General features: G+C 30.7%; 13 protein-coding genes. 12 read left to right on the top strand and 1 reads right to left on the bottom strand.

What is annotated here, in order from left to right; translation table 11 throughout:
- The 7 genes from rpsK (at position 1) to eno (ending at position 8,083) form a co-directional block, all read left to right on the top strand.
- Positions 1–384 carry a 30S ribosomal protein S11 gene (gene rpsK, locus BUC09_RS11270; protein WP_073311682.1) on the top strand — a complete coding sequence of 128 codons (384 nt, stop codon included), beginning with the start codon at positions 1–3 and terminating at the stop codon, positions 382–384.
- Between the two features lie 84 nt (positions 385–468).
- Complete coding sequence (gene rpsD / locus BUC09_RS11265) at positions 469–1,074, top strand: 30S ribosomal protein S4 (protein ID WP_073311680.1); 606 nt, start codon at positions 469–471, stop codon at positions 1,072–1,074.
- Between the two features lie 23 nt (positions 1,075–1,097).
- On the top strand, positions 1,098–2,090 hold the full coding sequence (locus tag BUC09_RS11260; RefSeq protein ID WP_073311678.1) for a DNA-directed RNA polymerase subunit alpha: 993 nt from the start codon (positions 1,098–1,100) through the stop codon (positions 2,088–2,090).
- Positions 2,091–2,152: 62 nt separating this feature from the next.
- Positions 2,153–2,638 carry a 50S ribosomal protein L17 gene (gene rplQ / locus BUC09_RS11255; RefSeq protein WP_073311676.1) on the top strand — a complete coding sequence of 162 codons (486 nt, stop codon included), beginning with the start codon at positions 2,153–2,155 and terminating at the stop codon, positions 2,636–2,638.
- A 294-nt stretch (positions 2,639–2,932) separates the two neighbouring features.
- Positions 2,933–5,503, top strand: a complete 2,571-nt coding sequence (locus BUC09_RS11250; RefSeq protein ID WP_234972579.1) for a T9SS type B sorting domain-containing protein — start codon at positions 2,933–2,935, stop codon at positions 5,501–5,503.
- Positions 5,504–5,581: 78 nt separating this feature from the next.
- Positions 5,582–6,691, top strand: a complete 1,110-nt coding sequence (carA, locus tag BUC09_RS11245; protein WP_073311672.1) for a glutamine-hydrolyzing carbamoyl-phosphate synthase small subunit — start codon at positions 5,582–5,584, stop codon at positions 6,689–6,691.
- 99 nt (positions 6,692–6,790) lie between these two features.
- Positions 6,791–8,083: a phosphopyruvate hydratase gene (gene eno, locus BUC09_RS11240; RefSeq protein WP_073311670.1), complete on the top strand. Its 1,293-nt coding sequence runs from the start codon at positions 6,791–6,793 to the stop codon at positions 8,081–8,083.
- Between the two features lie 53 nt (positions 8,084–8,136).
- Here the strand turns inward: eno and BUC09_RS14700 are convergent, their stop codons facing one another.
- Positions 8,137–8,829 carry a hypothetical protein gene (locus BUC09_RS14700; protein WP_143161918.1) on the bottom strand — a complete coding sequence of 231 codons (693 nt, stop codon included), beginning with the start codon at positions 8,827–8,829 and terminating at the stop codon, positions 8,137–8,139.
- Positions 8,830–9,129: 300 nt separating this feature from the next.
- Here BUC09_RS14700 and BUC09_RS11235 point away from each other — a divergent pair, with 300 nt between their 5' ends.
- The 5 genes from BUC09_RS11235 (at position 9,130) to BUC09_RS11215 (ending at position 14,005) form a co-directional block, all read left to right on the top strand.
- Entirely contained in the window at positions 9,130–10,413 is a 1,284-nt protein-coding gene (locus tag BUC09_RS11235; RefSeq protein WP_073311668.1) for a citrate synthase, read from the top strand.
- Positions 10,414–10,612: 199 nt separating this feature from the next.
- Positions 10,613–11,149 (top strand): hypothetical protein, encoded by a 537-nt coding sequence (locus BUC09_RS11230; protein WP_143161917.1) that lies wholly within the window; start codon positions 10,613–10,615, stop codon positions 11,147–11,149.
- A gap of 46 nt (positions 11,150–11,195) precedes the next feature.
- On the top strand, positions 11,196–11,909 hold the full coding sequence (locus BUC09_RS11225) for a sensor histidine kinase (RefSeq protein ID WP_143161916.1): 714 nt from the start codon (positions 11,196–11,198) through the stop codon (positions 11,907–11,909).
- Position 11,910: 1 nt separating this feature from the next.
- The gene (locus tag BUC09_RS11220; RefSeq protein ID WP_073311663.1) at positions 11,911–12,573 is read left to right on the top strand and encodes a response regulator transcription factor; all 663 of its coding nucleotides are present in this window, start codon (positions 11,911–11,913) and stop codon (positions 12,571–12,573) included.
- 76 nt (positions 12,574–12,649) lie between these two features.
- Positions 12,650–14,005, top strand: a complete 1,356-nt coding sequence (locus BUC09_RS11215; protein ID WP_073311661.1) for a T9SS type A sorting domain-containing protein — start codon at positions 12,650–12,652, stop codon at positions 14,003–14,005.
- The last annotated feature ends 30 nt before the right edge of the window (positions 14,006–14,035 follow it).

The raw sequence follows: 14,035 nt of genomic DNA, 5'->3' as shown, positions 1-14,035 counted from the left end.
ATGGCTAAGACAAGCACAAAAAAACGTAAAGTTATCGTTGAGTCGACAGGAGAAGCGCATATTAGTGCAACTTTTAACAACATCATCATTTCGTTAACTAACAAAAAAGGTGAAGTTGTATCATGGTCATCTGCTGGTAAAATGGGCTTTAGAGGTTCTAAAAAGAATACTCCTTATGCAGCTCAAATGGCAGCTGAAGACTGTTCAAAAGTAGCATTAGAAGCTGGACTTAAAAAGGTGAAAGTTTTTGTGAAAGGTCCTGGAAACGGAAGAGAATCTGCAATCAGATCTATTCATAATTCAGGAATCGAAGTAACAGAAATCATCGATGTTACTCCACTTCCGCACAATGGATGTCGTCCTCCAAAAAGACGTAGAGTTTAATTTATTTAAGTATAACTAGGTAGAAAACAGATTATCGGAGGATACTGACCTGAATTCATAATCTCTACCTTAAAAATTTTTAAAATGGCAAGATATACTGGTCCAAAAACAAAAATTGCTCGTAAGTTTGGCGAAGCAATCTTCGGAGATGATAAAGCCTTCGAAAAAAGAAATTACCCTCCTGGGCAACATGGTTTAGCTAAAAAGAGAGGTAAAAAATCTGAATATGCAATCCAATTAATGGAAAAGCAAAAAGCTAAATATACTTACGGTATTTTAGAAAAACAATTCAGAAACTTATTTGAAAAAGCTGCTGCTTCTAAAGGTGTAACTGGTGAAATCCTTTTACAATTATGTGAAGCTCGTTTAGATAACGTAGTTTTTAGAATGGGTATCGCTCCGTCTAGAAGAGCTGCACGTCAAATTGTAACTCACAGACATATTACTGTAAATGGTGAAGTGGTTAACGTTCCTTCTTACCATTTAAAACCTGGTGATAAAGTTGCTGTTCGTGAAAAATCTAAATCATTAGAGTCTATCGAACGTTCTTTAGCTGCATCTTCTCACGTATATGAGTGGATTACTTGGAATAATGATACAAAAGAAGGTACTTTCGTGTCTGTTCCTCAAAGAATCCAAATTACTGAGAACATCAAAGAGCAACTTATCGTCGAATTGTACAACAAATAATAATTGACATCAGTCGAAAATTTATGGCAATATTTAATTTTCAAAAGCCCGATAAAGTTATCATGATCGATTCTACTGACTTCGAAGGAAAATTCGAATTCAGACCTCTTGAACCAGGTTACGGATTGACTGTTGGTAACGCACTTAGAAGAGTTTTACTTTCAGCATTGGAAGGATATGCTATCACATCTGTTCGTATCGAAGGTGTGGATCACGAATTCTCTACTATTTCTGGTGTTGTTGAAGATGTTACCGAAATTATCCTTAACCTTAAACAAGTACGTTTCAAACGTCAAATTGAGGATATAGATAACGAAGCTGTGACAATATCAATCACAGGAAAAGATCAAGTTACTGCAGGTGATTTCCAAAAATTCATTTCTGGATTTCAAGTGTTAAACCCTGAGTTAGTAATTTGTAACCTTGATAGCAAAGTAAACCTTAATATGGAACTTACTATCGAGAAAGGTAGAGGATATGTGCCTGCAGAAGAGAACAAAAAACAAAACGCTGCAATTGGTACAATCTTTACAGATTCAATCTTTACACCAGTAAAGAACGTGAAGTATGCTATCGAAAACTTCCGTGTAGAGCAAAAAACGGATTACGAAAAATTGGTTTTTGAAATTAAAACTGATGGATCTATCCATCCTAAAGACGCTCTAACTGAAGCTGCAAAAGTATTAATTCACCACTTTATGTTATTCTCAGATGAGAGAATTACTTTGGAGGCTGATGAAATTGCTCAAACAGAATCTTATGATGAAGAATCATTACACATGAGACAGTTGTTAAAAACTAAACTTGTGGATATGGATTTATCTGTAAGAGCTTTAAATTGCTTAAAAGCAGCTGAAGTTGATACATTAGGCGATTTAGTATCGTTTAATAAAAATGACTTAATGAAGTTCCGTAACTTTGGTAAAAAATCATTAACTGAGCTTGATGAATTAGTAGCCAATAAGAATTTAACTTTCGGAATGGACTTGTCAAAATATAAGTTAGATAAAGAATAAATTACTTCATATTTTGCTCTCCAGAGAGGATAGTAGCAAGATGAAGGTTAAATAAAAACGTCATGAGACACGGAAAAAAAGTAAATCATTTAAGTAGACAAGCTGGACATAGAAAAGCTATGTTAGCTAATATGGCTTGTTCATTAATTGAGCACAAGCGTATTAACACTACTGTTGCTAAAGCAAAAGCACTTAAACAATTTGTTGAGCCGCTTATTACAAAATCGAAAGAGGATACAACTCACAATCGTCGTATCGTTTTCTCATACTTAAAAAGTAAATATGCTGTAACAGATTTGTTCAGAGATGTTGCTGCAAAAGTTGGAGATCGTCCTGGAGGATACACTCGTATCATCAAGTTAGGTAATCGTTTAGGAGATAACGCTGATATGGCTATGATTGAATTAGTAGACTTTAACGAAATCTACAACGGTGGTAAAAAAGAAGTTAAGAAAGCGAAGAGCCGTCGTGGTGGAGCTAAAGCTAAAAAAGCTGATGCTACTCCAGAAACTCCAGCTACTGAAGAATCTTCTGAATCTGCTGAATAATATGATGCTTGCTTCATAAATATAAAAAAGGATAAACATTTGTTTATCCTTTTTTATATATAATCTTTTTTGATACTTCGTTGATGTCTTAACTTATTGTTAATTTTTTATCCTCTAACTATTATTTTGTAAATTGCCTCAACTATTAGTTTGTTTTTACTAGGTTATTTTCTAAAGCGTTTTCAATTGAAACTTTTTTTATTTAAATATCTTCTTTTTTTATTTCTTTTCAATGCAAATTATCTGTTTTGTCAAAACGAAACTAATAATTGGTATTTTGGAAAAAATGTTGGTTTGAATTTTGCAAATGGTGAAGTTTTAAAATTAGAAGATGGGGCTATGAATACTCCTGCAGGGTGTGCAAGTATATCTGATGCTAATGGTGATCTGCTTTTTTATACAAATGGTAGTTCAGTTTGGGGGATGAATCATCAAATTATTTCAAATGGTGATGGATTGGCAGGTGATGTTTTAGGTGTTCAGACATCTATTATTATACCAAAACCAAATGATTCTAATACCTATTATATTTTTACTACTAGAGAATCTGATTCTAGTTCCCCAATTTTTTTTTCTAAAGGTGTTTATTATTCGGAAATTAAATTTACTAATGATTTTCCTTTGGGGGTTGTTGTTTCTAAGAATATAAAAATTACAAACACTTCTTATTCACGTATAGGAGCTATACATCATCCTGAAACTAATTCGATTAGATTGATTTGCATGACTCAATCTAATAATGGTTCTAGTAACTCTCCAAGTTCTATTCAGTCAGCATTTAATGTTTTTGTTATTTCAGAAAATGGAATCAATATAGATCCTGTTATAAGTGTGATTAATGAAAGTTTGGGTGCAGTTGGAGCAATGAAAATTTCTCCTGATGGAAAATTTGTTGCTTTTGCAGACAGGACAAATCAGAAAGTTTATTTTTATAACTATGATAATAATGCTATAACTTTTAATAGATATATTACTTTACCTACTGTACCAGCTTTTGGTTTATTTCTTGATCCTTATGGTATTGAGTTTTCTCAGGATTCGAAAATTTTTTATTATTCTGGAAATGATTATGTAGTTCAATTTCCTTTTTTTGAAATGGGAGGACCTGAACCAGTTGATTACTATATTTTTAATGTCAAGAATCCATCTTCTTTACAATTAGCCCGTAATGGTAAAATTTATGTGGTCCAAGAAAATTCAAATCGTATTGCAGTAATTAATAGTCCTGAAAAAAAGGGGGTCGATTGTGACTTTCAGCCAGGTGTCATTGAATACAATAATTCGATTGTTAAGAAGGGATTGCCAGTTTTTATTGCATCAAGTCTTAGAAATAGAATAATTTCTGCTGAGAATTCTTGCGTGAATACTGCTTTTAATTTTGATTTAGATACATATGAGAATGTGCTATCAGTTCAGTGGGATTTTGGCGATGGAACTTTTTCATCAGATTTAAATCCAAATCATATCTTTAGTGCTCCTGGAAGTTATGAAATAAAAGTAAAGGTCTTTGTTGAAAATAGGGATTTCTTTTTGTTTAAAAATGTAGAAGTGTATTCGTTACCAAATCTTGAATTAAATTCTGTTTTATCTCAATGTGTTGTAAATAACGAAATTCCTGTAATTTTTAATTTATATAATATTAAGGATTTTACAGATGATGCAAACTCTGATTATTCTTTCTCTTTTTACAATAGTTATTTTGATGCTATCAATAATGAGAATGTAATATCAAATCCTGAATTGTATGAAAGTACTTCAGTTCACGAGGAAGTTTTTGTTAGAATTACAAGCGCTACAAAATGTATTACTATTGGGAGTTTTTTTTTAGATAACTATTCTACAGCGATGTTTCAATTGGATGATATTTATACTTGCGAAAATTCAGATGGAATAATTAATAATTCAGAGGGTCAGTTTAATCTCGATTTGAAAGAGATTAATATTAGAGCTCAGTTGGATCTTCCAAGTAATTTTAGAATACAATTTTATTTAAGTTATCAAGATGCTCAAACAAAAATAAATGTATTGAATAATTCTTATGTAGGAGAAACGACAAATTTATGGATTCGAATAGAGGATGAAAATTATAATTGTTTTGGAATAGCAAGTTTTAAAGTAATTGTTAATTCAAATGTTGAACCAGATTTGGAAAGTCAATATATTATTTGTGATTCTACTATGCAATCAACAGTTGTTCTCGATGGAGGAGAGGTTAATGAGATTTGGCAATGGAGAGATGAGAATGATGTGATTCTTTCAACCTCGAGGTATTTTGAATTAGCACAAGCAGGTAATTATTCGTTAAAAGTTTATAGAACTGAAAATGACTTACAATGCTCTGCATCAAAAGGCTTTAAAGTTGTAGAGGCTAAAACAGCTTTTGTAAATAATATTTTAGCGGATGATGGACAAATTTTTATATCTGTAACGGGTGAAAGTATTTATGAGTTTTCTCTTGATGGAATTAATTATTTTGGAGAAGGATATTCATACATGTTTGATAATGTTTTGCCAGGAATTCATAATGTTTTTATAAAAGATGTTTATAATTGTGAAAAGATAATAATAGTAAAAATTCATTTGATCAAAATACCGCAATTTTTCACGCCAAACGGAGATGGTGTAAATGATTTTTGGAGAATTTTTGAATTAACAGATGAGTTTTATTCTAGAGCTGATATTCAAATTTTTGATAGATATGGAAAGAGTATATATAACATGAATTTGAGTCAAAACTATAATGGTTGGGATGGAACTTTTCAAAATCAAAAACTTCCAGCAACCGATTACTGGTATAGAATAGTTTTAATTGATTCCAGCCAAAAAGAAATTATTAAAAGTGGCCATTTTAGTTTGAAAAGATAATTTGTTTTTAAGATCAAAAAATGATCTTTTTTGGAATGACCATTTTTTTTGAATAAATTTGCCAAACTTTACACAACAATGCAACACACAACTAAACAGTCTGCTATTTTACTACTTGCGGACGGTACAATTTTTCACGGAAAATCTATTGGAATAACAGGTAAAACCTTTGGTGAGGTATGTTTTAATACTGGTACAACAGGTTATCAAGAAATCTTTACGGATCCCTCTTACTTTGGACAAATCATGGTGACTACCAATGCTCATATTGGTAATTATGGTGTCAATACAGAAGAAGTTGAATCAGACAGAATTATGATTTCAGGATTGGTTTGTAAAAACTTTTCTATGGTTCATTCAAGACCTGATTCTGAGAGTAATTTGTATGATTATTTCGAAAAGCAAAATTTAATTTGTATTTCAGATGTTGATACAAGGGCTTTAGTTTCTTATATTCGTGATAATGGTGCTCAAAATGCAGTTATCTGTACAGATGGAACTTCTGTTGAAGAGTTAAAAAAACTATTGGCCGAAACGCCAGACATGAATGGACTTGAATTAGCATCTAAGGTTTCTACAAAAGAGTCTTATTTCTTTGGTGAGGAAACAGCAACTTATAAAATTTCTGCATTAGATTTAGGGATTAAAAAGAACATTTTACGCAATCTAGCAAAACGCGATTGTTATATAAAGGTTTTTCCTTATGATGCCACTTTTGAAGAAATGAAGTCCTTTAATCCTGATGGTTTCTTTTTATCTAATGGTCCTGGTGATCCTGATCCATTGTTTGGGGCGCAGGATGTTGCGCGTCAAATTTTAGCTGAAAATAAACCATTATTTGGAATTTGTTTAGGACATCAGGTGATTGCGTTAGCAAATGGTGTTTCTACTTACAAAATGTTTAATGGGCACAGAGGGATAAATCATCCTGTAAAAAACTTGGTGACTGGAAAAGGTGAAATAACTTCTCAAAATCATGGTTTTGCTGTGAATAAAGAAGAATTAGAAAAACATCCAGAATTAGAAATTACACATTTGCATTTAAATGACGATACAGTTGCAGGTATGCGAATGAAATCTAAAAACTGTTTTTCAGTTCAATATCATCCAGAAGCTAGTCCTGGGCCACACGATTCATCTTATCTATTTGATCAATTTATTGAAAATATAAAATCTTCTAAAAACTAAAACGTTATCGTTAATAACAATTTTATTTTGATGAGTTTATCTTAAAAAAGATTGGGTAAATTTGTTATTAATTCAAAATAAAATTAAAATTTTAAAAATATGAGCATTATTATAAAAGTACACGCTAGACAAATTCTTGATTCAAGAGGTAATCCTACTATTGAAGTTGATGTAGTTACAGATAATGGTATTCTTGGTCGTGCAGCGGTTCCTTCTGGTGCTTCAACTGGTGAACATGAGGCAGTTGAGCTTCGTGATGGCGGAAAAGCTTTCATGGGTAAAGGTGTTTTAAAAGCGGTTGAAAATGTAAACACTACTATTGCTGAAGCTTTAGTAGGTACTTCGGTTTTTGAGCAAAATCTTATTGATAAAGTAATGATTGATTTAGATGGAACTCCAAATAAATCAAAGTTAGGTGCTAATGCTATTTTAGGAGTTTCTTTAGCTGTAGCTAAAGCAGCTGCAAATGAACTAGGTTTGCCTTTATATCGTTACGTAGGTGGTGTTTCTGGAAATACTTTGCCGTTACCAATGATGAATATCATCAATGGTGGTTCTCACTCTGATGCTCCAATTGCTTTTCAAGAGTTTATGATTATGCCAGTTAAAGCAACTTCTTTTACTCATGCAATGCAAATGGGAACAGAAATTTTCCATAACTTAAAAAAAGTATTACACGATAGAAATTTATCTACTGCAGTAGGTGATGAAGGAGGTTTTGCGCCAAACTTAGCTGGAGGAACAGAAGATGCTTTAGATTCAATCAAATTAGCGGTTGAAAAAGCAGGTTATACTTTTGGTGATGATATTATGATTGCTTTAGATTGTGCAGCTTCTGAATTTTATGTAGATGGTAAATACGATTACACAAAATTTGAAGGAGCTACTGGAAAAGTAAGGACTTCTGCAGAACAAGCAGATTACCTTGCAGAATTAGCAACTAAATATCCTATAATTTCTATCGAAGATGGAATGTATGAAGATGACTGGGCAGGTTGGAAATTGTTAACTGAAAAAATTGGAAACAGAGTTCAGTTAGTAGGAGATGATTTATTCGTTACTAATGTTGAGCGTTTGTCTCGTGGTATTTCCGAAGGTATTGCAAACTCGATTTTAATCAAAGTAAACCAAATTGGTACTCTAACAGAAACCATTGCGGCAGTAAATATGGCTCACAATGCAGGATATACATCAGTAATGTCTCACCGTTCAGGAGAAACTGAAGATAATACAATTGCAGATTTAGCTGTAGCTTTAAATTGTGGGCAAATTAAAACAGGTTCTGCTTCTCGTTCTGATCGTATGGCAAAATACAATCAATTATTAAGAATTGAAGAAGAATTGGGAGATGTGGCTTATTTTCCTGGGAAAAATGCCTTTAAAGTAAAATAAACTCTTCTAGATTATATGATACCCGTTAGTTTTTAAAATTAGCGGGTATTTTTTTATACTTCAGTTTCACTATCATTCTCTTTCAAAAAATAATGAACTAAAAAATAAAAAGAAACAATGTAGCACGCAATACTTGTAAACCGGAAGAACGAAAGTTTATAATAATAATGATAAATACCGTAAAAATTTTCACAGACTAGTGTGCTTAATGCGTAGATAATTAGGTAAGTGTTTTTTTGATTGAGTCTTGCTAAGTATAGATAAGTAGAACACAATAGTAAGCATATCGATACAAATCCATAAACTAAAATGACTTTATAAAATTCGGAAGAACGATCAAAAACAATAAATGAAGAAATATATAATAAGCAAATTGAAAATAGAGAAGTTAGAAAAATGGAAAAGTAATTCTCTTTTTCCATTTTATATATTTTCTTTTGTCTCAACTCTTTAATTAATTTGTAAATGAGCATTGAGTAGGCTAAGAAGTTGAAAAATAAAACATACATAAAATAGCTATAGCCTTCAAGTAAGTTAATCACTCCAGATAAAAACAATAATAATAGTATCGTGAAATTGTAGTAATTAATAGGCTTTTTGCATTGTTCTATATAATAAAAACTAATGGCACCTATAAATAAAGGCTTTGCAAAATAGGAAACAACAACCCAATCTATTAAGGTAGAAAGGAAATACAAAGCTCCAAAAATAAAGTAGAGAGCTAGATGTGATTTTAGAATTTTCATTTTGAAATGATTTTCATAAAATAAATCTGTATTGTATTGTTACATAGTGTAAAATTACTACAATTATAGTTATTTATTTAAAAATAAGTTTGTTGTGGTTTTTATTGTTTTAAATATCTAGAAAATTAAACATATAAAAGTAAATTGATGGTTTATTGAAATGTCTTGTGTTCGTTTTAGTTATGTTTTTATTTTTTTATTAAAGATTTAACGAAAACGTTTCAGTAAAACTTTTTTATTTAATTCATATTTCGCTAAATTTGTTAAATTATATTTTAAGATTAATTCCCAAATTACATTATGTCAAAAACAGCGATATTAGAGTACGATGGCAATAAGTATGAGTTTCCAGTTATTGTAGGAAGTGAAAACGAACCAGCTATCGACATAGAAAAACTACGTGCCTTAACTGGAGCGATTACCTTAGATCCTGGTTATAAAAACTCTGGATCTTGCAAAAGTGATATTACTTTCCTTGATGGAGAAGAAGGAATTCTTCGTTACAGAGGTTATGCTATTGAAGAGTTAGCTGAAAAAGCTGACTTTTTAGAAGTATCTTATCTAGTTATTTTTGGAGAGTTACCATCAAGAGCTCAGCTAGAAAAATTCGAAAATGATATTCGTAAATACACGTTAGTAAATGAAGAAATGAAAAACATCATTGATGGATTTCCTAAAACAGCTCATCCTATGGGTGTTTTGTCTTCACTTACAAGTGCATTAACTGCATTTAATCCTAAAGTGGTAAATGTAGAAAATGAAACAGAAATGTATGAGGCAATATGCAAAACTATGGGTAAATTCTTGGTTATTGCAACTTGGACATACCGTAAAATGATGGGATTCCCATTAAATTATTATGATAACACTAAAGGATATGTAGAAAATTTCATGCGTTTGATGTTTGAATTACCAACAGGTCCTTACAAAACAAATCAAACCGTAATTAACGCTTTAGATAAATTATTTATTCTACATGCAGATCACGAACAAAACTGTTCTACATCTACAGTAAGAATTGTTGGTTCTTCACACGCTGGTTTATTTGCTTCAATCTCTGCAGGTGTTTCTGCTTTATGGGGGCCATTGCATGGTGGAGCTAACCAAGCAGTACTTGAAATGTTAGAACAAATCCAAAAAGATGGTGGTGATGCTCAAAAAGCGTTAGCAAGAGCAAAGGATAAAGATGATCCGTTCCGTTTAATGGGATTCGGACACCGAGTATACAAAAACTTCGATCCGCGTGCAAAAATCATTAAAAAGGCAGCTGATGAAGTGTTGGCTGAATTAGGGGTAAATGATCCAATTCTAAATATCGCAAAACAATTAGAGGAAGCTGCATTAGTTGATCCATATTTTGTAGACAGAAAATTATATCCAAACGTAGATTTCTATTCAGGTATCATTTACCGTGCATTAGGAATCCCTACAGATATGTTCACAGTATTGTTTGCAATTGGTCGTTTACCAGGTTGGATTGCACAGTGGAAAGAAATGCGTATCAATAAAGAACCTATTGGTCGTCCACGTCAAGTATATACTGGTCATGCATTACGTCCTTTTGTTCCTATGGATAAAAGATAATCTTGATATATAGCAAAAAAGAGCTCCTCAATAAGAGGAGCTTTTTTTTGTTGTGAAAAAAATATATTTTTACTACTTAACAAAACTAAAAATGAATGATATAATTGGTATTTCTATTTTTTTATTTGGATTGTTTATTTTGTTTTTAAACACATTGTTGTTTGTTTTTTTGAAAAATAAAACAAGGTTAGTTAAAATAATGAACTACTACTTGATAGCATCATGTTTCGAAGGTGTGGTCTGTTTCAGTTTGGCTATACTATTTCAAGTAAATAATTTTTTTCTAAATCATATTTTCTTTACAATTCAGTTGCTTTTTTTGGGATTTTTTTTCTACAATTTATTTAAAGTTCCCATTCAGAAAAAATATGTAAAAATTTCTTCAATAGTTGTTTTTTTGGTTTCTGCTTCTCAATATGCTATCAATCCATCTTCTTTTTGGCATTTTAATTTAATTGAAATTTTTGGTGTATCGTGCTTAATAATAAGTTTTGCACTGCTGCATATTTATAATACATTAGGTCAGAAAAAAGATTATTTTTATTTCTGCTTAGGTATGATAATGTACTTTTTATGCAGTTGTATTGTGTATTTATGTGGAAACTTATCATTGGTTTTTAATGAAGATCCTTATATAGATCATTGGGTAATTAAAGATCTTTTTTTTATTGTGTACCAATTGTTAATTTTGAAAGAATACTTTACTATTAAAAGAGAAAAATTTGTTAGAAAATAATTTACCATACATAGTTCTTTTTGTTGTTCTTTTTTTAATTGTGATAATGATTATTATTACTGTTTTTATCATAAAATCTAGAAATAAAATTTTTGAAAAGGAAATAGAAAAGAGAAATCTGGAATTAGAATTTCAAAAGCAAATTCACATAAAAACTTTGGAAGTACAAGAAGAAGAGAGGAAACGTATCGCTCAAGATCTACATGATGATATTAGTTCAAAATTAATTGCCCTATCATTAAATTTGCACTTATTACAATCTGAAAAAGCTACAGATTTAGAAAAGAAGGATAGTTTAAATAAAATTGAATCTATTAATAAATCTACAATTGAATCTTCACGAAAAATAGCTCACAATTTATTTCCTCCAATTTTAGAAAAGTTTGGACTAAATGATGCAATTGAAGAATTAGTTAATGATTACAATAAATCCAAACAAATCAAAATTAGTTTTCAATGTCCAGTAGACTTGTCTATTCTTGAAAAAGAGAAACAGTTGCATGTTTTTAGAATTTTGCAAGAATTAATTAATAATTCGATTAAACACGGAAACGCGTCTATAATTGATGTTGCTATTGATGATGAAAATTCTAAAATTTATTGTCAATATAATGATAACGGAGTTGGTTTAAATCCTGAAAAGTTTGAAGCCAATAAAGGATTAGGTTTTATTAATATTGAAAGTAGAATAAAATCTATTAGAGGAAATTATTCTATTGACTTTTCTAAACCAGGCTTTGTCTTAAAATTCGATTTTTGATATGAGTGCTAAAATCAAAATTGCATTAGCAGATGACGAGATTTTAATCAGAGAAGGGATTAAAAATATATTGGCTCAGGAAGATGATTTTGAGGTTTTATTTGATGTTTCTAATGGGAAAGAACTAATATTTCATTTAGAAAGCAATCCTGACAATCTACCTGATATTATATTAATGGATATTAATATGCCAGAATATAATGGGGTGGAAGCAACCAAATATATCAGTAATAAATTTACGGAAATAGATATCATAGCATTGTCGTCTTATACTTCAGAATCATTTATGAAGAAGATGTTGTCTGTTGGAGCAGTTTGTTATATTCCTAAAAGTATAACTCCAGCAGAGATGATACATCGTATTAAAATGGTTTATCAAAATGGATTTTGTTATGAGGAATTTATGCTTTCTTTTATTAAAAATAAATACGATGATAAAAGCAGTATTTTAAATTCGGAAATAACAGAAAGAGAATTGGAGATATTAAAGTTTATTTGCCTACAAAAATCATCTGCAGAGATAGCCGAAATACTTTCGATTAGCCCTCGTACTGTTGATGGTCATCGAAATAATTTACTTTCAAAAACCGAATCTAAAAATATTGTTGGTTTGGTTGTTTATGCAATTCAAAACAGACTTTTTGTGCCAGGAATCGAAAACTAAAAAAAGCAGGTTGATTTACCTATTGTCAATTTTGTTGTTTGAATTTATTTTTGTTTGAAATTTTAAACAAAAATTTATGAAGCAAAAATACTTATCCCTGTTATTGATTTTTAATTTTTTAATTTCTTTTAGCCAAAATAAAGCCTTAGAGATTGGTGGTGCAAGTTACTTTAATGTTAATAATACTAATGTTTCATATTTTAGCTTGAATATTAATTCCTTTACCATTGAATATGATTTTTATTTAAATGAATTGACAGATTTCAATGCAAGTTTTAATTCTTTAGGATATAATTCTCTTATTGCTAGGCCTATCCGTTTTTTTGTTACTAATTCTGGCGCATCAATTTTAACATTAGGTAATGGAGTTTCAGAAGAAACTATTCCTGGTACACCTTCATTTAATTCAGGACAATGGTATCATGTGGCCATAGTTGTAATTAATAATGGTACTAAAAATGTGAAACTGTATGTTAACGGAGCTCAATCTGTTGATTATAATTTTTCAAGTACGTTGAATGATAATAACGTTCCATTTATTAGTTTAGGAGGAGTTTCGTTTGTTTCTTCTGCAAATGCTAAATATGATAATTTACGTATTTGGTCAGTAGCAAGAACCGGTTCTGAAATAGTAAATAATTACAATACTTGTCTAAGTAACAACGAAGCTGGTTTGGTTACTAATTTTACATTTGACGGTTTTAATTTTAATCTTATAAGTAACCAACTGTTAGGAGGTGGTCATAGATTAGGTCAAATACAAGGGGTCTATTCTTTTTCTCAAGGTACAGGATGTACTATTGCTTCTCCTTTTGCTCCTATAACTGTTACTGGTGATTATGCTGGAATATATTATTATGTAGATACTGTAAATGGCAAACCACATTACAAAACAGATAATTTAACTTGTAATGATTTTACATCAGAGAGTTACTGTGATGCTTATGGGTCAGGAAATTATTTTAAAGAAATAGTATGGGATAATAATTCGAATACTTGGGTTTTGAAATATGAACCATGTATATGGCTATTTACTAATTGTACAAATTTTGATGACTTAGCATTCACTACTTTAGCTACTAATACAACTAATACCTCATTTGCTCCTTGTACTGGCTGGGTGTTTTCAGATTCAAATGCTAATAGCACATTTTCTTCTCCAGATTGTCCGCCGCTTAATACCAATGACTTTGATATTAATTCTAGTTTTAAGTTGTATCCAAACCCAGTGCAAAATGAAGTTGTTTTAGAAATAAATGATTTAAGTAATGTTGCTTTAGAAGTATTCGATACAAATGGACGCTTGTTGAAAAAACAAAAACTTAGTTCTTCTAAAATTAGCATAAATGTTAGTGAGCTTCCATCAGGGATCTATATGTTTAAAATAATTTCAAACGAAGGGATAACAACATCAAAAGTTATTAAACAATAAAGTGAATTTTTTTTAAATTGGGATTGGCGA

The organism is Flavobacterium terrae (genome assembly GCF_900142035.1).
GTDB classification, from domain to species: Bacteria; Bacteroidota; Bacteroidia; order Flavobacteriales; family Flavobacteriaceae; genus Flavobacterium; species Flavobacterium terrae.
Note: the sequence above shows the minus strand (reverse complement) of the source record. Positions and strands in the feature narration are given on the sequence as shown.